This is a genomic window from Pseudomonas sp. (genome assembly GCF_046581935.1).
Lineage (GTDB): Bacteria > Pseudomonadota > Gammaproteobacteria > Pseudomonadales > Pseudomonadaceae > Aquipseudomonas.
In genome coordinates this window covers 25,469-42,052 of record NZ_JAYGFK010000004.1, presented here as the reverse complement: position 1 = coordinate 42,052, position 16,584 = coordinate 25,469, and the positions used below count along the sequence as shown (strand labels likewise).

Genomic DNA, 16,584 nt, shown 5'->3' with positions numbered 1-16,584 from the left:
CGACCGCCAAGCCTTCGACGACACCGCCCCGTAGAGCGGTGGAGCGTCGTTAGAGTTTCACATTCAGCGATATAAAGCCGGAACGCCCTGGCGCCGCCGAGAACATCGGCTGGTCGTCACCGCCCCAGAAGAAGTTGTCGTACCAGACGTACTCATAGTCGTAGTCCGTTAAGTTCTTCAGTTGCAGGTCGACGCTGGTCGTGGCGGACACCTGATAACGCACGTTGGCATCCAGCACCGCGAAGCCGCCGTACTTGCCTTGCTCGTTCAACTCATCAATGTAGTAGTCGCCCTGGGCGCGTGCCTGCAGGCCAAAGCGCCAGCGGTCGTTGAACTGGTAGTCAGCCCCGAGGTTGCTGATGTAACGCGGGGTGGAGAACACCTCTTTGCCGGCTAGCGATTGACCACCGGCGGTGAAGGCACTGACCACCTTGGCTTCCTGAATGGCGTGCGAACCCCACACCGACCACTGATCGTTCAATTGCGCGCTGAGCTGCATGTCGACGCCGCGCCGCTTGGTTTTACCCAGGCCAACAGTGGTGCCAGTACTAGGCATGTTGGCCACTTCATCAGTGGCGTCCTGCTGCCACACGGCGATGCGCGCCTCGGAGCCGACGAAGGGTTTGAACTTTACGCCCACCTCCTTACCGGTGTTGATCGACGGCTTGTACGACGCCTGCCCAGCCGTCAGGTAGGCCGGCGCTGTGGAACCGGTGAGAATCTGGAACGTACGGCCCCAGTTGGCGTAAACGTTGATGTCCGGGGTGAGGCTGTAGACCACGCTGAGTTTGGGTTGCTCAATCCAGCCGTAGTCCTGCAGTTCGGCTTTCTCGCCCGTCATCAGTTCGGTATTGCCGGAGAACTTATCGACCCGGTACGCCGGGATAATCTTCAACTGCTCGATGGGCTGGATGATCGCCTGAGCATAAGCACCGGTGTTGTACAGCGTGTAGCTGTCGTCGTTCTGCGTGCGCGCCGGTGTTGCATCGAAGTCGGTGGGGATGCCGAAGTTGTAGCGGGTGCGGCGGTACTCGTTGTCCTGCTGCTCATAGTTGACGCCGCCATCGAGGGTCAGCATCTCGTGAGCACGCCAGGTCAGGTTGCTCAGCACGCCGGTTTGCCGCTCGTTCCACTCGCGACGCTGGCGCGGCGCGTTGCCGACCTCATAGTCGGTGAAGGTCACGGTACGGTCGTCGTCGTAGCTGTTGAAGTACAGCTTGTTGCTCAGGCTCAGGTCATCGCTGAGCTGGAAATCGGCATGGGCGCTGAGGTGCTTCATGTCGCGATCATCGCCGTCGTTGGCGTTCTTTTCCGCCGACTGTGTGCGGCTTGCGGCCAGCTCCCGAGCCGTCTGAAAACCCGGTTCCTCAGCTTCATGATGGTAGAGGCGGGCGACCAGGCCGAGCTTCATCGTCTGGTCATCGTCGGTGACGAACCACTTGCCGCCCAGGGAATATTTGTCCGACTCGCTGTGGTCGCGAAAGCCGTCGGAATCCTGCTTGGCGAAGAAGTAGTTCTGCGCGAAGTTGCCTTCTTCATGGCCCACGGCAAGCTGGAACTCGCGGGTGTTGTAGCTGCCGTAGGTCAGTCGGGCATCTTTGTAGTTGCCGCCCTGGCGCGTCACGAAGTTGATGTTGCCGCCAATGTTGTGCAGGCCGTAACGCGGGTCGTTGGTGCCGCGCACCACCTCGATGTACTCCATATCCAGCGGGAAGATCATGTCGATAAAACGCTGGTTACCGCTGTTGACGTTGCTCGGCACGCCATCGATCAGCATCTTGATGCCGTTGATATAGCCCTCGCCGTTGAAGGCCCGGAAGGTCACCTTGCCGGACTCGGCGCCCATGCGCGTTTCGGTCAGCTGGATACCAGGCATCTGCCCCAGCAGCTCCCAGCTGTTCGACACGGTCTTATCCTCGATCTTGTCGCTGCCCATGATGTCGACCGAGGTCAGCACATTTTCCACCGGCAGCGCGCCGCTCGACTTGGACACGATATAGGCGCTGCCCAGGGTGACAGTGGAGTCGCCAGACTGCTCGGCGAAACCGCTACTTGAAACAGTGCACGCCAAGACGGCAAGAGAGACAGCATGGGGCTTCATTTTTGCTCCTGGTAATAAACGCAATGGCCAGACCCTAGGTATGAGAGTCAGCCGCGCACCCTACATCAAATGTTATATCGTAACAATTACATGATTAAGGACAGGGCATATCGGAGCAGTTCATCCGCCCGTAAGCACTGCTTAGCGCGGCGACCTTAGGCAATCCAGCAAGCATTCCAACGCTGGCTGCTGCTGGGCCCGACGCAGCAGCGCCACCAGTTCGCGGTGGAAGGTCAGCGCGCCCAGTCCGATCACCCGAAGTTGGCTGGATCGTTGCAGCCACAACCCAGCGCGAGGGATCAACGCTACGCCGAGGCCGCACTCGACCATGCGCACGATGGCATCCAGCTCGTCCAGCTCCAGCGCCTCATGCACATGCAGACGCTGCTCGCGAAGAAACTGACTAACCTGGCGACCGCCAAAGGAGCTGCGGTCGTAACGCACAAAGGGTTGCTCAGCGAGGATTGGCAAAGGGTCATCGCCAGGCACCGTCAGCGGCGTGATCAGTACAAAAGGTTCACGCGCCAGGCTAATCTGCAGCAACTCCTTGGGTAGCTCGAACGGCGGCTTGATCAGCAGCGCCAAATCCAGCTCGCCGGCATCCACCTGGCTCAGCAGTTGCAGCGACACGCCCGGCACCAGTTTCAACTCGACGCGCGGCGCGGCCTGACGAAATGCCGGTAGCGCCTCAGGTAGCAGACCGGTCTGCACACTGGCGATGGCACCCACCTTCAACTCGCCCTGCCAATCGGCCAAAGGCGTAGGCAAAGCCATCTGCGCATACAGCCCAAGCATTTGCTCAGCTAGCGGCAAGGCATGCCGGCCTGCGGCATTGAGCACAGCGGCGCGGCCGCTGCGGTCGAACAGACGCATACCCAGGCCCTGCTCCAACACACGCATTTGCGCGCTCACGGCGGATTGCGTCAGGCCGACTTGCTGACCCGCCGCCGAGAAGGTGCCATGCCGCGCTACCGCCACAAAGGTTCTCAATTCGCGCAACATTGATGCCTCGACTGATCATTTTTATTCGTGCTCGATCGCAAGAATATGCGCTTTTAATCAAAGCTGCTGTTGCTAAGAATCCACAGACAATGATCACAAGGAGCCTTCGCATGGCACTCGCACCGTTCCACCTGGCTATTCCCGTATACGACTTGGCTGCTGCGCGGCATTTCTATGGTGAGGTGTTCGGCTGTGCCGAGGGCCGCAGCAGTGCGCACTGGGTCGACTTCGACTTTTTCGGCCACCAACTGGTGATCCACGAAGCCCCGAAAATGGCCTACCAGGAAGCCGCGCACAGCAACCCAGTAGACGGCCACGACGTGCCGGTGCCGCATTTTGGTGTGGTGCTGGGCTGGGATGATTGGCAAACACTGGCGGCACGGCTACAGGCCAAGGGCACGGCGTTCGTGATCGAACCCTACGTGCGCTTCGCCGGCCAGGTAGGCGAGCAGGCCACCCTGTTCCTGCTCGACCCCTGCGGCAACGCCCTGGAGTTCAAGGCGTTCAAAGATATCGGCCAGCTATTTGCCAAATAGTGGCTGAGCAGGCGGGCTAGGGGCGTTCAAACAGGCTGGGCAGTTGCGCGGCCAGCTTGGTGGTATTGATCGGTGCGCGGATAAAGCCACGCTGTGTGCCGTCCGGCCCGATCAGCACCAGGTTGCCGCTGTGGTCGACGGTGTAGTTCTCCTTGCTGGTATCGGCCGGGATAAACGGGATGCTGACGGCATTGGCCAGCTTCTGGATGGTCGCCTGCTCACCGGTCCAGCCGATAAAGCCAGCGTCGAAATAGTTCAGGTACTTCTTCAACTGTTCCGGTGTGTCGCGGTTGGGGTCAACCGTGACCAGCACAACCCGCAGTTTGCTCAAGGTCTCTGGCGGTAGCTGGCCTTGCAGTTGGCGCAACTGGGCAAGGGTGGCCGGGCAGATATCCGGGCAGAAGGTGTAACCGAAGAACAGCAGGCTCCATTGGCCCTTGAGTTGATCGACCGAGACGCTCTGGCCATCCTGATTAGTTAGGCTCAGCGCCGGCAACGTGCGACTTTGCGGCAGCAGCACGATGCCAGCATCCAGCAGCGCTGCTGGGTCACCCTGACCTTTGCTGGTCAGCACCTTGTTGACGGTCAAGCCCAATACCAAGGCAACAATCGCTACGAGAACAAAGACGGTGGTTTGGGTGCGGGTCATGGGGCCTCAAATATTGAGCAGCAGATAGTGGTCTACCAACAGGGTGATAAACAGCGCGAAAAGATACCAGATGCTGTATTTGAACGTATTGATCGCCGCATGCGGTTTGCTGTCACGGTACAGCACCACCGCCCAGTGCAGAAAGCGCCCACCCGATACCACTGCACACACTAGGTACAGCAACCCACTCATGTGAATGACATAGGGCAGCAGGGTTACGGCAAACATCATCAAGGTGTAGAGCAGAATGTGCACCTTGGTGTAATGCTCGCCATGGGTTACCGGCAGCATGGGGATGTCGGCCTTGGCGTACTCCTCTTTGCGGTGGATGGCCAAGGCCCAGAAGTGCGGTGGCGTCCAGGCGAAGATGATCAGCACCAGCAGCAACGGCTCCGCGCTGATATGCCCGGTAACTGCCACCCAACCGAGCAGCGGCGGCGCAGCGCCAGCCAAACCACCAATAACAATGTTCTGTGGCGTGGCACGCTTAAGAAAGCCGGTGTAGAGCACCGCATAACCGAGCAACGACGCCAGCGTCAGCCAGGCCGCCAGCTCATTAGTGAAGGTCAGCAGCAAGGTCATCCCGGCCACTGCCAACAGCAAGGCAAAAGCCAACGCCGCGCTGGGCGAGATACGCCCCGCAGTGACCGGGCGCTTGAGGGTGCGTGCCATGATCGAGTCAATCCGCCGATCGACCACATGATTAACCGCCGCGGCGGAACCGGCGCATAAGCCAATCCCCAGATTGCCAAAGATCAGCACCTGCCAGGCCACGCCTGCACGGGTGGCGAGGAACATCCCGACCAGCGAGGTGATCAGCATCAGCACCACCACTCGCGGCTTGGTCAGCTCCAGGTAATCGCGCCAGCTGGCGTGGGCTTGATGTTCGCGCGCTAGAGTAGCCATACGGTCTCTCCTCGATTGTTGTTATTTGCTTGGCAACGCGGCAAAACCTGCACCGGTATCTGCCGCTGGCGATGCCAGCCATACGGCGCTGCGCACCCGATAATTGACCAGCACCAGCGTCAGCAGCAGAGCCGCACCGCCGAGGTTGTGTGCCACGGCGACCAATACCGGCAGGTGCAAAAGCACATTGCTGACGCCCAGGCTGACTTGCACAGCCAACGCCAGCACTAATAGGCCGGCGAGCCTGGCCAGGCCATTACGTTTGAGCTGCCAGGCCAGAACCAGCAGCACCAGCGTCACCAGCAGCGCGCCGAGACGATGGGTCATATGAATGGCGGTGCGCGCATCGCTGTCGAGCTGGCCGCCGAGGTAATTAGGGCCGATGTGTTGAGTGAGGTGAAAACCGTTCGCAAAGTCCATCGCCGGCCACCATTGACCATGGCAGGTCGGCAGATCGACACAGGCCACCGCCGCGTAGTTGCTGCTGACCCAGCCGCCGAGGGCTATCTGGCCAATCACCAACAACAACCCCAGCGCCGCCAAACTACGCAGCCGGGCAGGCAAGCTGGGTAAAACCGTTGCCTTGGCGGATAACCGCTGCGCCAGCAAGAACAACAAACTCAGGGTGGCGAATCCACCCAACAAGTGCGCCGTAACCACTTGCGGCCAGAGTTTTAGCGTCACCGTCCACATGCCAAAGGCCGCTTGTAGGATCACCATGCCAAGCAATAACAGCGGTAATTTCAGCGGCTGGCCCGGCTGGTTACGCCGGCGCAGCGCCTGAACGGCCAGGGCAAGAATCACCAACCCCAGGCTGCCGGCGAAATAGCGGTGAATCATCTCGTACCAGCCCTTGGCGACCTCAACCGGCGCTTCAGGGAAACGCACTTCGGCGAGGGTTTGCTTGTGCTCGCTCATCGGCACGCCGATAAATCCGTAGCAACCGGGCCAGTCCGGGCAGCCCAACCCGGCGTGTGTCAGGCGGGTATAGGCACCGAGCAACACCACCACAAATGCAAGGGCAGTAGCGAACAGGGCCAAACGATAACCAGGCTTGCTCATCCTTCCTCCTTAGCCGCAGGCAGCATTAGCCAATTTGCGAGATTTTCAGGAGGTGCCGCAGATCGTCGAGAATCGCCTTACCCTTGCTGCTGGCGTCATAGCGCAGCACCAGGTTGCCGTGCGGGTCGACTATCCAGAGCCGCGCGCCCTCACCCTTGCCGGCCATCTTGTCGTAGGCCTGTAACTCAAGTTGATAGCGGCCCAGCTGTGGATACTCACGACGCAGTTGTGCGTCATAGTCGGCGGCAAGCGGCTGGGCAGCGGCCAGGCCATGAGACGCGCGGCCCACATCACGGTTCAGGCCGATGTGCACTTGGCGGGCGAGAAACACCAGCTCCTTGCAGGCGGCATCGCACACATCCGGCACGGTCACCAGTAATTGCCAGAGCGGCTCCGCTGCGCCGACCACACCAAGCTCCGCGCGGGTCTGCCCGGTGCCGATCAACTCGCCGTGGTAACTGCGGGTTTCCGGCACCCAGAAACGCCACTGGTACATAGCGCTGGCGAGAATCATCGGGCCGATCACCACAGTCAGGATGAGGATTAACTGCAAACGCCCACGAAAACGCTGGCTGGACGGCACTTCAGGCAGGGCGATGGCTGGGTTCATGGTGAATCTCCCGCGCGTTAGATAGACCCAAATAAATAAACAAGCCAAGCAAGGCTGCCGCCATGGCAAACCACTGCACGGCGTAACCCATATGTTTGTCCGGGCTCATGGCCACAACTGGCCAGTCGCTCTGAAAGGATGCAGGACCAGGGTCGAGGCGGATCTCATAGCGAAAGCCACCGCGTCCCAGTTGTTGCCACAAAGTCTCCGGTTTGACCTCGCTGATCAGCCGTGGCCAAGCATTGGCGGGCTCAGCACCCTGGAGTTGAAAGGCCTCCCCCAACGGTACATACACCGTGGCCTGCAGGCGCAGCGGGGTATCCGGGGTAGCAAATACGGGGGCAATGCGCCGGTCTGGCCAAGGCAGCCAGCCACGGTTGAGCAGTAGCCAAAGACCGCTGGCTTGGTCATAGAAAGGTTGCAACACCTCGACGCCAACCTTGCCGTCACGGGTACGGTTATCCAATAACACGGTGTGCTGCACGTCGAAGAACCCCTGCAACTGCACGCGCGTGTAAGCCGGGTTGGCGTGCCGTTCAAGCTCATTAATGCTGATCGGCGCTGCCAGTTGCTGCGCCTGGTGAGCGGCCAGCAGCTCACGCTTCTCCTCAGCGCGCGCCAGTTGCCAGAAGCCTAGGGCAAGCAAACAAGGCAATAGCAGCAGCACCAGCAAACTGGGCAGCAGGCCAGGTCGGAAGCGACTCATACGGCCACCCCTAGAACCTGTTGCATGCTAGCTATACTGCAGCTGGACCGCATTTCCCGTCCCCCGACATTTCTTATAGGAGTTACGCATGCTCAAGGCCGCGATCGTCCTGTTGCTACTGGCTACTCTGGTGAGCTTGTTCAGTGGCCTGTTTTTTCTGGTCAAAGATGAGGGACGAACCTCCCGGGTGGTCAACGCGCTAACGGTGCGCGTAACCCTCACGGCCCTGACCATTGCCCTTATTACCTGGGGCTTCTACAGCGGCCAGTTGGTGTCCCACACCACTTGGTAGCCGGGTCACAGCACGTAGACAAAAACAAACAAGCCAATCCACACCACATCGACGAAATGCCAATACCAGGCAGCCGCCTCGAAACCGAAGTGTTTATCAGGGCTAAAGTGGCCGCGAATGATGCGAATCAGCATGATGCTCAGCATCAGCGCGCCCAAGGTGACGTGGGCACCGTGAAAGCCGGTGAGCATAAAGAAGGTCGCACCGTAGATGCCCGAACCAAGCGTCAGCCCCAATTCGGTGTAGGCATGGATATATTCCTCAACCTGCAACACCAAAAAGCTGATGCCGAGAAGTACCGTCAGCGCCAACCACAGGGTTAGCGGTTTGCGGTGGTTCTTACGCAGTGCATGGTGCGCCAGCGTTAGAGTGAAGCTGGAACTCACCAGCAGGATGGTATTGATCAGCGGCAGACCCCAAGCACTGATGGTGCCACTCGGTGCCGGATAGAGTTTTGGGTCCGGCGTATTGAGCAGCGGCCAGCTGAACTCGAAGCCTGGCCAGAGCATATTGCTCACCCCTTTGTCACCCTCACCACCGAGCCAGGGACCCGCCCAGGTGCGCACGTAGAACAGCACGCCGAAGAACGCCGCGAAGAACATCACCTCGGAGAAAATAAACCAGCTCATACCCCAGCGGAACGAGCGGTCCATCTGCGGGCTGTACATACCGGAGCGACTTTCCTTGATCACATTGCCGAACCAGCCAAACAGCATGTAAGCGAGGAACAGGCCACCAACAAAGAAGATCAGCGGGCCGTGGGAGTCGGCGCGATCAGCCTTCATGTCGTTAAACCAGGTGCCAACCCCGTAGACCGAAAACAACATGCCCAAGGTGGCAATAATCGGCCACTTGCTCTGGGCCGGAACGTAATAGTTTTCGTGCGTTTCGTGACTCGACATTATTGTTCTCCTTATGGAGCCACCCGGGTAAGGGTCGCCTGCGCCACCGGCGGCTTTTGCGCGGTGACATCAAACAAGGTGTAGGCCAGGGTCAAGTGGCGAACATCTGCCGGTAAGTCTCTATCGACGATAAAGCGCACCGGCATTTCAATGCGTTCACCGGGTTGCAGTACCTGTTGGGTGAAGCAGAAACATTCAGTCTTGTGGAAAAAAGCAGCCGCTTTGGACGGTGCCACGCTGGGGATCGCCTGAGCGGTCATCGGTTTGTCCGTGGGGTTTTGGGCAATAAACAGCATTTGCGTACTGTTCCCAGGATGCACCGTTACCTCATCCGCTACTGGGCGAAACTCCCAAACCATATCGGCAGCATTGGTGGCCAAAAACTGCACACGCACCTGACGCTGCTCATCCACCGCCTGGCTGCCCTCATACGCCCCTGCGGTCTTACCGTTAATACCAAAGGCTTGGCACATCACGTCGTAAATCGGCACTAGGGCGAAACCAAAACCGAACATGCCGACCACCACCAAGCAAAGGCGGATGACCAGGCGGCGAGTGCCCAGGGTTTCGCTCATATCACTTCACTTCCGGTGGGGTCTGGAAGGTGTGATACGGCGCCGGCGACGGCACAGTCCACTCCAGCCCTTCGGCACCGTCCCAAGGCTTGGCCGGAGCCGGTTTGCCGCCACGGATGCACTTGATGACGATAAACAGGAACAGCAACTGGGTGGCCCCGAACGTAAAGGCACCAATGCTCGAGACCATGTTGAAGTTGGCGAACATCATGTTGTAGTCAGGAATCCGCCTTGGCATACCGGCCAACCCGACAAAGTGCATGGGGAAGAAGGCCATGTTCATGCCGACGAAGCTCATCCAGAAGTGCAGCTTGCCGAGGGTTTCGTCGTACATGTGCCCGGTCCACTTCGGTAGCCAGTAATAGGCCGAGGCGAAGATGCCGAAGATCGCACCCGGCACCAGTACATAGTGGAAGTGCGCAACCACGAAGTAGGTGTCGTGGTACTGGAAGTCCGCCGGGGCGATGGCCAGCATCAGGCCGGAAAAGCCGCCAATGGTGAACAGGATGACGAAGGCCACCGAGAACAGCATCGGCGTCTCGAAAGTCATAGAACCGCGCCACATGGTGCTGGCCCAGTTGAATACCTTCACGCCCGTTGGCACAGCGATCAGCATGGTGGCGTACATAAAGAACAGCTCACCTGTCAGCGGAATCCCTACGGTGAACATGTGGTGCGCCCAGACGATAAACGACAGGAAGGCAATCGAGGCGGTGGCATACACCATCGAGGTGTAGCCGAACAACGGCTTACGGGCGAAGGCCGGAATGATTGAGCTGACCGCGCCGAACGCCGGCAAGATCATGATGTACACCTCGGGATGACCGAAGAACCAGAACACATGCTGGAACAACACCGGGTCACCGCCACCGGCCGCGCTAAAGAAGCTGGTGCCGAAATGGATGTCCATCAGCATCATGGTCACCACACCCGCCAGCACCGGCATCACGGCGATCAGCAAGAACGCCGTAATCAGCCAGGTCCACACGAACAACGGCATCTTCATCAAGGTCATGCCGGGGGCACGCAGGTTGAGGATGGTGGCAATCACGTTGATCGCGCCCATGATCGAACTGAAGCCCATCAAGTGCACCGCAAAGATAAAGAAGGTCACCGACTCCGGTGCGTAGGTCGTCGATAACGGCGCATAGAAGGTCCAGCCAAAATTGGGTCCGCCGCCTTCCATAAATAAGGTGCTGACCAACATGCTGAAGGCCGCTGGCAGCAGCCAAAAGCTGAAGTTGTTCATGCGCGGCAGGGCCATGTCTGGTGCGCCGATCATCAACGGAATCATCCAGTTGGCCAGGCCGACAAACGCCGGCATCACCGCACCGAAGACCATGATCAGACCATGCATGGTGGTCATCTGGTTGAAGAACTCCGGCTGCACAATCTGCAGACCCGGCTGGAACAACTCGGCCCGAATTACCATCGCCATGCTGCCGCCAAGCAGGAACATGGCGAAGCTGAACCACAGGTACATGGTGCCGATGTCTTTATGGTTGGTGGTCAACACCCAACGCATCAGGCCTTTGGCAGGCCCATGGGGATGGTCATGCCCGGCATGACCGTGGCCAGCATGGCCCGGATCGATCACTGCACTCATGTCCTTACTCCTGAGCCTGTTTGAACGTGAGGATGTCTTTCGGCGTGACCATGTCGCCTACCGCATTGCCCCAGGCATTGCGCTCGTAGGTGATGATCGCGGCAATATCAACTTCCGAAAGCTGCTTACCGAACGCTGCCATAGCCGTACCTGGCTTACCGTTGACCACGGTGCCGATATGACCGGCAGCCGGCCCGGTGGCAACCTTCGAGCCCTTGAGCGCAGGGAACATCGGCGGCAAACCCTCACCGGTAGGCTGATGGCAAGACGCACAGTTGGTCAGGTATGACTTCTCGCCGCGCGCCATCAGTTCATCCATCGTCCACTCTTTACTGGTCAGCTCCTTCTCGGCAGCCGCCAGTTGCTTGCGCTCGGCTAACCAGGCGTTGAAGTCGTCTTTCGACTTAACCTCGACAACAATCGGCATAAAGCCATGATCCTTGCCACACAACTCGGTGCATTGACCACGGTAGAGGCCGGGCTCATCAATGCGCGTCCAGGACTCGTTAACAAAGCCGGGGATAGCGTCTTTCTTCACCGCCAGCGCCGGCACCCACCAGGAGTGGATCACGTCGGCGGAAGTGATCAGGAAGCGCACCTTGGTACCGACTGGCACCACCAAAGGTTCATCGACCTCCAGTAGGTAATGCTCGCCCTTGGTAGCCTTGTTGTTGATCTGGTCCTTAGGCGTAGCCAAGTTGCTGAAGAACTCGACGTCTTGGCCCAAGTATTTGTAGTGCCATTTCCACTGGTAGCCGGTGACCTGGATATCCAATTCAGACTCGCTGGAGTCGTAAATATCGATCAAGGTCTTGGTGGCCGGTACGGCCATTACCACCAGGATGATGAGAGGCACGACCGTCCAGAGAATCTCGACCGTGGTGCTTTCATGGAAGTGCGCCGGCTCCTGGCCTGTAGAGCGGCGATGGACCAGCATCGACCAGAACATCACGCCGAATACGATCACGCCGATGACGACGCAGATCCAGAAGATGGTCATGTGCAGGTCGAATACTGAGCGGCTGACCTCGGTGGCACCCGGCGTCATATTGACGCCCCAGCTGGCGTGCGCCGAGCTGAATACCAACCACAACAGGAGGCCCATCCAAACTCGTGGATGTCGCATCATTGCGGGTTCCCCTTAATTGTTCTTGTTATCCCGCCGAATCGGTCAGTGGTTAGCCATCACACATCTTCACGGTGAAAATGCCGGTGAGGACTGTCCATGCCACAGCTGACTCGGAGTTATCAGGTACTGCCTTTCGAGTTCGAGTATAGACACGGACTTGCACCTGGCAACGCGCAAGTCGAAATGAGCAAAACGCTGCGAGGTAGGCGCTAAAGACCGCGCCAGCCTTGGGATAGAGAAAAATTGAGCACGCTCGATATAGCCGAATCGCATAATTATTTAAGAATTATGACAATCGGGTCTTAGCAGATACGCTGAGCCAGCTAAGGTTCTCGTCCATGTCCTTACCTCAGGAGCTGTCATGAACATCGCCGCTTTGCACAAGCTGATTCAGCGTGCGCAACAACACGAAACCAGCACCGGCCACTTGGCTGCCCAGATGCAAAAACACGTAGGGCAACTGCACCCATCCATTCGCCTACCCACAAGCGATACCGATGGGGTGCTGCAACGCTTTGTCAGCGCGTATATCGAGCAAGTACCCGAGTTGCTGCAAGCTGCTCATCAGGTTGCTCAAGAGGCGGGGATCGAGGCGCAGATCAAACCGGTGCTCAAAGTTGCCGAGCAGTTCTTTCTGCAACCGCCAGCGCTGATGGCCGGCCATGAGGGGCTTGAGGGTTTGCTTGATGAAGCCTATCTGGCCCATCGTCTGGTGGAAGAGGTGAATGACTGCTACATCGCCCACCTTGGCGCACCGCTGATTCCGCTGGATACCACGGTGGCCAACCTGATTGCCCATCAACTGATCGGTGAGCCCTTTGCCAATCAGTTGGATGAAGCCGTACACCACGCCGTCGAGGGCATGCTCGACGATGCCAGCTTTGCCCAAGACTCCGTACAGGCTTACCGTGAGCAACTGCACAGCCCGCAAACTGATGCGGCCTGGCAGCGCTGGCCGTGCTTATCGCGGCAGCTCGGGGTTGAGCTGCAGCTGGATGAAACCCGCGCGACGGGTTAGCCGGTCTTAAACCTCGCGCCCGTTTGCCGACTAGCTGTTCGGTAGATAGCGCGCGCGCGGCGTGGCCATCGGCAGCGGACCATCGCCAATCAGACGGAATTCGCCCTTCTCCGCGTCGTAAGCCTTGATCTCGCTGGTTTCAATGTCATACACCCAGCCGTGGATAAACAGCTGGCCGCTGGCCACCCGTGCTGCCACCGACGGGTGGGTGCACAGGTGATTGAGCTGAGCGACCACGTTCTCCTCGGTGAGAACGGCGAGCCTGTCATTGCCTTCACAGCCGCAGTTCGCCTCCACCACCCTGAGCGCCACTTCGCTGTGGCGCAGCCAGGCCTTCACCGTCGGCATGCTGTCCAGGGTCTCCGGGGCCAGCACTGCCTTCATCGCACCACAGTCGGAGTGGCCGCAGACGATGATGTGCTGCACGCCTAACGCCAGCACCGCATACTCGATGGCGGTGGAAACCCCGCCCATCATCTGCCCGTAGGCCGGCACCACGTTACCGACATTGCGGTTAACGAACAGGTCGCCCGGCGAGCTTTGTGTGATCAGCTCAGGCACCACTCGCGAATCAGCGCAAGTAATGAACATTGCGCGCGGGTTCTGCGCAGTGGCGAGTTTTTTGAATAGCTCTTCCTGTTGCGGGAAGATCTCGCTGCGAAAACGATTGAAGCCATCCACGATGCTCTGCAGTGCCTCTTCAGCACTCTCACTGCCTGTACGGCCCTGCAACGGGATCAACTGATGCTTGTATGGCATGTTTGCGACCTCTGTGTACCTGAAAAAACGCTGCTAAGGCGACAGCCAAGGTTGCTAGCGAGTCACATACCAAGTGTCACCCGCACAGGCTAGGACGGCAACTGCCAGCCTTGCTTAGGCCCCAGCCAAACCACGGCAAGCTGACGAACGCAGCGTTTCAGAGCAGCGCCAGTTGTCCGCCCGGCGGACAAAAGCGCGTGCAGTCGAGGTTGAATCTCTCACGCCGATTCAGCCCAAGGCGTTTGCTGGCCAAGGCAAAGCGTTGTGCCAATAGCTCGGCAAACGCACCCTCACCGCTAAAGCGTTTACCGAAACTGCTGTCATACAACGCCCCACCGCGACTCTGACGGATCAGGCTGAGCACATGCTCGGCACGTTGCGGGTAATGCGCCTGCAACCACTCCTCAAACAACGGTGCGACCTCACGCGGCAAGCGCAGCAACATGTAGCTGGCGCTCTGCGCGCCAGCCTCTTTAGCAGCGCTCAGCAAATGCTCAAGCTCCATGTCATTGATCATCGGGATCATCGGCGAGCACAGCACGCCAACCGGAATACGGTTATCACGCAATACGCGAATCGCCCGTAACCGCGCGGCCGGGGCTGCAGCACGCGGTTCCATGATGCGTTTGAGTTCATCATCCAGCGTCGTCAGGCTGATCATCACCGCCACCAGCCGCTGCTGCGCCAGCTCACTGAGCAGATCGAGGTCGCGCAGAATCAACGAACCTTTGGTGACGATGGTCACCGGATGGCGATAGTCGAGCAGCACCTTGAGGCTGTTGCGTGTCAGCAGGTGCTGGCGCTCGATTGGCTGATAGGGATCGGTGTTGGAGCCCAGATTAATCGGCGCGCAGACATAACCGGGCTTGCTCAATTGCTGCTCGAGCAGGGCGACGGCGTTGGTCTTGGCGATCAGTTTGGTTTCAAAATCCAGTCCTGGTGACAGGTCCCAATACGCGTGACTGGGCCTGGCATAGCAGTAAATACAGCCATGCTCACAACCACGATAGGGATTCAGCGAGCGGTCAAAGGGTAGGTCCGGCGACTGGTTGCGGGTGATGATGCTCTTCGCCGTTTCGTTGCGCACTTCAGTCGCCCGGCTGGGCGGTACTTCCTGAAACCAGCCGTCATCGCTGGCGATGATCTGCTGCGGGGCAAAGCGATTGTGCGGGTTACTGGCAGTACCACGACCACGCGGCGGCAGAGAAACGGACATGAGCTGGCTCCATAATTTACTGTATATAAATACAGTAAATTATCTCCATCGCCAAACCCAGTCATCGGCCCGACCTCTAGCCGCACAAAAAAATCAGCCTGCCACTAGCAACAACAACAGCGGCAAACTGGCCGCTGCCAGCAGGGTTTGCAGGGTAATAATGCCGGCCATCAAGTGGCTGTCGCCGCCCAGTTGCCGGGTCAACACATACGCCGTCGGGGCCGTTGGCAGGGCAAAGAACAACACCAGCACGGTGCTTTCCATCACCGGCAACGCCAGACCATAAGCAACCACCCAAGCCAATAGCGGCATCGCCAACAGGCGCAGCAGGCTATTACCGAACAGCGCCGGCACCTCGCCACTCAGCTGGTCGGGTTTCAAGGCGGCACCAACACACAGCAGGCCAAGCGGCAGACTGGCGGCAGCTAACAAACCGAGCAGGCGATCCGAACCACCCGGCAAACCCAGGCCACTGAAGTTGACCAAGGCACCGCCAAGGCAGGCGAGAATCAGCGGATTCTTCAGGATTGGCAGTAACAGGCTGCGTGCACTCACACCGCGCTCGGCCGTCAGCGACCAGACCGATAGCACATTCACCGTCGGCACCATCAACGCCAGCATTAGCGCCGCCAGGGTTAGCCCCGGCTGACCAAACAAACTGCCAACAGCGGCCAATCCGAGGTAAGTGTTGAAGCGCAGAATCCCTTGAGTAAATGCCCCGAAACGCCCTGCCGGCCAACCGCGCAGGCGGCGTACCAGCAGTAGCGCCAGCCAGGCGATGCCCAACGCCAAAAGCACCGCCAACGCCAGACGTGGCAATGCCGGATTATTCAATGGCGCCTTGGCCAGGCTACTGAACAGCAGCGCCGGGAACAGCATGTAGTAATTCAGCCGCTCGGCTCCGGGCCAGAATGCCTCACTGGGAAACGCCCAACGACGCAGGTAGTAACCAGCCACGATCAACGCAAACAGTGGCCACAAGGCCAACAACAACTCCTGCACGGCAACCTCCAGCCACACGCAAGCCGACATCTTGAGCAGCCACATGGGGTGACGCAAGGATGATGTTGCGACTAGGCTGCTTTACCTAGCCAGAGAATGAGAACAACCAATGCCCAACATCCATCAAGGCGGTTGCCAATGCGGGGCTTTGCGCTATCAGTTTGCCGCGCCCCTGCAGGACATCGCTCACTGTCATTGTTCGATCTGCCGACGCAGCACCGGCGGTATTGTCACCACCTGGATCACCGTGCCGTTGGCGAGTTTTCAATGGCTCGCCGGCACGCCGCAGGCTTATGCCTCATCGACTACCTGCACGCGCTATTTTTGTTCGACCTGCGGCGCACACCTGGCGCTGCTCACCACGCTCAGCCCAGAGAGCCTGGACGTCACCATTGCCACGCTCGACCACCCGGAGCAGGCAGCAGCAGACCGGCATATCTGGGTGCAGAGCCGCCTACCCTGGTTGCGCCTTGACCCGCAGCTACCCGAGGAAGATCAAGAAAACCTCTGAGA

18 protein-coding genes are annotated in these 16,584 nt (G+C 59.0%); 4 read left to right on the top strand and 14 right to left on the bottom strand.

What is annotated here, in order from left to right; genetic code table 11:
- Positions 1-49: 49 nt before the first annotated feature.
- Positions 50-2,101 (bottom strand): TonB-dependent receptor, encoded by a 2,052-nt coding sequence (locus VCA57_RS04160; RefSeq protein ID WP_411183703.1) that lies wholly within the window; start codon positions 2,099-2,101, stop codon positions 50-52.
- A 141-nt stretch (positions 2,102-2,242) separates the two neighbouring features.
- Entirely contained in the window at positions 2,243-3,103 is an 861-nt protein-coding gene (locus VCA57_RS04155) for a LysR substrate-binding domain-containing protein (RefSeq protein ID WP_411183702.1), read from the bottom strand.
- A 110-nt stretch (positions 3,104-3,213) separates the two neighbouring features.
- Here VCA57_RS04155 and VCA57_RS04150 point away from each other — a divergent pair, with 110 nt between their 5' ends.
- Positions 3,214-3,639: a VOC family protein gene (locus VCA57_RS04150; RefSeq protein ID WP_411183701.1), complete on the top strand. Its 426-nt coding sequence runs from the start codon at positions 3,214-3,216 to the stop codon at positions 3,637-3,639.
- A 16-nt stretch (positions 3,640-3,655) separates the two neighbouring features.
- Here the strand turns inward: VCA57_RS04150 and VCA57_RS04145 are convergent, their stop codons facing one another.
- From VCA57_RS04145 to VCA57_RS04125, 5 genes are read right to left on the bottom strand one after another with little or no spacing between them, the layout of a single operon-like run.
- Positions 3,656-4,288 carry an SCO family protein gene (locus VCA57_RS04145; protein ID WP_411183700.1) on the bottom strand — a complete coding sequence of 211 codons (633 nt, stop codon included), beginning with the start codon at positions 4,286-4,288 and terminating at the stop codon, positions 3,656-3,658.
- Positions 4,289-4,294: 6 nt separating this feature from the next.
- Positions 4,295-5,194: a heme o synthase gene (gene cyoE, locus VCA57_RS04140; RefSeq protein WP_411183699.1), complete on the bottom strand. Its 900-nt coding sequence runs from the start codon at positions 5,192-5,194 to the stop codon at positions 4,295-4,297.
- Positions 5,195-5,215: 21 nt separating this feature from the next.
- The gene (locus tag VCA57_RS04135) at positions 5,216-6,256 is read right to left on the bottom strand and encodes a COX15/CtaA family protein (protein ID WP_411183698.1); all 1,041 of its coding nucleotides are present in this window, start codon (positions 6,254-6,256) and stop codon (positions 5,216-5,218) included.
- A gap of 25 nt (positions 6,257-6,281) precedes the next feature.
- Positions 6,282-6,866, bottom strand: a complete 585-nt coding sequence (locus VCA57_RS04130; RefSeq protein ID WP_411183697.1) for a hypothetical protein — start codon at positions 6,864-6,866, stop codon at positions 6,282-6,284.
- A complete protein-coding gene (locus tag VCA57_RS04125) occupies positions 6,841-7,572 on the bottom strand; it encodes an SURF1 family protein (protein WP_411183696.1) in 732 nt (243 codons plus the stop codon). The genes VCA57_RS04130 and VCA57_RS04125 overlap by 26 nt, the downstream gene beginning before the upstream one ends.
- Positions 7,573-7,660: 88 nt before the next feature.
- Between VCA57_RS04125 and VCA57_RS04120 the strand changes: the two genes are divergently transcribed.
- Positions 7,661-7,864, top strand: coding sequence for a twin transmembrane helix small protein (locus tag VCA57_RS04120; protein WP_411183695.1), 204 nt, complete (start codon positions 7,661-7,663; stop codon positions 7,862-7,864).
- 5 nt (positions 7,865-7,869) lie between these two features.
- On the opposite strand, the gene VCA57_RS04115 is transcribed toward VCA57_RS04120, so the two are convergent.
- Genes VCA57_RS04115 through coxB form a run of 4 tightly spaced genes read right to left on the bottom strand, consistent with a single transcriptional unit; the run spans position 7,870 to position 12,076 of the window.
- A complete protein-coding gene (locus VCA57_RS04115; RefSeq protein ID WP_411183694.1) occupies positions 7,870-8,766 on the bottom strand; it encodes a cytochrome c oxidase subunit 3 in 897 nt (298 codons plus the stop codon).
- A gap of 11 nt (positions 8,767-8,777) precedes the next feature.
- The gene (locus tag VCA57_RS04110) at positions 8,778-9,341 is read right to left on the bottom strand and encodes a cytochrome c oxidase assembly protein (protein WP_411183693.1); all 564 of its coding nucleotides are present in this window, start codon (positions 9,339-9,341) and stop codon (positions 8,778-8,780) included.
- Position 9,342: 1 nt separating this feature from the next.
- The gene (ctaD, locus tag VCA57_RS04105) at positions 9,343-10,947 is read right to left on the bottom strand and encodes a cytochrome c oxidase subunit I (protein WP_411183692.1); all 1,605 of its coding nucleotides are present in this window, start codon (positions 10,945-10,947) and stop codon (positions 9,343-9,345) included.
- 4 nt (positions 10,948-10,951) lie between these two features.
- Positions 10,952-12,076 (bottom strand): cytochrome c oxidase subunit II, encoded by a 1,125-nt coding sequence (coxB, locus tag VCA57_RS04100; RefSeq protein ID WP_411183691.1) that lies wholly within the window; start codon positions 12,074-12,076, stop codon positions 10,952-10,954.
- 361 nt (positions 12,077-12,437) lie between these two features.
- Between coxB and VCA57_RS04095 the strand changes: the two genes are divergently transcribed.
- Positions 12,438-13,094, top strand: coding sequence for a hypothetical protein (locus tag VCA57_RS04095; protein ID WP_411183690.1), 657 nt, complete (start codon positions 12,438-12,440; stop codon positions 13,092-13,094).
- Between the two features lie 30 nt (positions 13,095-13,124).
- Here the strand turns inward: VCA57_RS04095 and VCA57_RS04090 are convergent, their stop codons facing one another.
- The 3 genes from VCA57_RS04090 to VCA57_RS04080 form a co-directional block, all read right to left on the bottom strand.
- Positions 13,125-13,853: a carbonic anhydrase gene (locus VCA57_RS04090; protein WP_411183689.1), complete on the bottom strand. Its 729-nt coding sequence runs from the start codon at positions 13,851-13,853 to the stop codon at positions 13,125-13,127.
- Positions 13,854-14,010: 157 nt separating this feature from the next.
- Positions 14,011-15,069, bottom strand: coding sequence for a PA0069 family radical SAM protein (locus tag VCA57_RS04085; RefSeq protein WP_411183688.1), 1,059 nt, complete (start codon positions 15,067-15,069; stop codon positions 14,011-14,013).
- Positions 15,070-15,162: 93 nt separating this feature from the next.
- Positions 15,163-16,101, bottom strand: coding sequence for an AEC family transporter (locus tag VCA57_RS04080; RefSeq protein WP_411183815.1), 939 nt, complete (start codon positions 16,099-16,101; stop codon positions 15,163-15,165).
- A gap of 79 nt (positions 16,102-16,180) precedes the next feature.
- On the opposite strand from VCA57_RS04080, the gene VCA57_RS04075 reads away from it, so the two are divergent.
- Positions 16,181-16,582 (top strand): GFA family protein, encoded by a 402-nt coding sequence (locus VCA57_RS04075; protein ID WP_411183687.1) that lies wholly within the window; start codon positions 16,181-16,183, stop codon positions 16,580-16,582.
- Positions 16,583-16,584: the final 2 nt, after the last annotated feature.

Excerpts from the sequence above, each read along its gene's own strand:
- VCA57_RS04160 (WP_411183703.1), bottom strand. The coding sequence starts at position 2,101 with ATGAAGCCCCATGCTGTCTCTCTTGCCGTCTTGGCGTGCACTGTTTCA.
- VCA57_RS04155 (WP_411183702.1), bottom strand. The coding sequence starts at position 3,103 with ATGTTGCGCGAATTGAGAACCTTTGTGGCGGTAGCGCGGCATGGCACC.
- VCA57_RS04150 (WP_411183701.1), top strand. The coding sequence starts at position 3,214 with ATGGCACTCGCACCGTTCCACCTGGCTATTCCCGTATACGACTTGGCT.
- VCA57_RS04145 (WP_411183700.1), bottom strand. The coding sequence starts at position 4,288 with ATGACCCGCACCCAAACCACCGTCTTTGTTCTCGTAGCGATTGTTGCC.
- cyoE (WP_411183699.1), bottom strand. The coding sequence starts at position 5,194 with ATGGCTACTCTAGCGCGCGAACATCAAGCCCACGCCAGCTGGCGCGAT.
- VCA57_RS04135 (WP_411183698.1), bottom strand. The coding sequence starts at position 6,256 with ATGAGCAAGCCTGGTTATCGTTTGGCCCTGTTCGCTACTGCCCTTGCA.
- VCA57_RS04130 (WP_411183697.1), bottom strand. The coding sequence starts at position 6,866 with ATGAACCCAGCCATCGCCCTGCCTGAAGTGCCGTCCAGCCAGCGTTTT.
- VCA57_RS04125 (WP_411183696.1), bottom strand. The coding sequence starts at position 7,572 with ATGAGTCGCTTCCGACCTGGCCTGCTGCCCAGTTTGCTGGTGCTGCTG.
- VCA57_RS04120 (WP_411183695.1), top strand. The coding sequence starts at position 7,661 with ATGCTCAAGGCCGCGATCGTCCTGTTGCTACTGGCTACTCTGGTGAGC.
- VCA57_RS04115 (WP_411183694.1), bottom strand. The coding sequence starts at position 8,766 with ATGTCGAGTCACGAAACGCACGAAAACTATTACGTTCCGGCCCAGAGC.
- VCA57_RS04110 (WP_411183693.1), bottom strand. The coding sequence starts at position 9,341 with ATGAGCGAAACCCTGGGCACTCGCCGCCTGGTCATCCGCCTTTGCTTG.
- ctaD (WP_411183692.1), bottom strand. The coding sequence starts at position 10,947 with ATGAGTGCAGTGATCGATCCGGGCCATGCTGGCCACGGTCATGCCGGG.
- coxB (WP_411183691.1), bottom strand. The coding sequence starts at position 12,076 with ATGATGCGACATCCACGAGTTTGGATGGGCCTCCTGTTGTGGTTGGTA.
- VCA57_RS04095 (WP_411183690.1), top strand. The coding sequence starts at position 12,438 with ATGAACATCGCCGCTTTGCACAAGCTGATTCAGCGTGCGCAACAACAC.
- VCA57_RS04090 (WP_411183689.1), bottom strand. The coding sequence starts at position 13,853 with ATGCCATACAAGCATCAGTTGATCCCGTTGCAGGGCCGTACAGGCAGT.
- VCA57_RS04085 (WP_411183688.1), bottom strand. The coding sequence starts at position 15,069 with ATGTCCGTTTCTCTGCCGCCGCGTGGTCGTGGTACTGCCAGTAACCCG.
- VCA57_RS04080 (WP_411183815.1), bottom strand. The coding sequence starts at position 16,101 with ATGTCGGCTTGCGTGTGGCTGGAGGTTGCCGTGCAGGAGTTGTTGTTG.
- VCA57_RS04075 (WP_411183687.1), top strand. The coding sequence starts at position 16,181 with ATGCCCAACATCCATCAAGGCGGTTGCCAATGCGGGGCTTTGCGCTAT.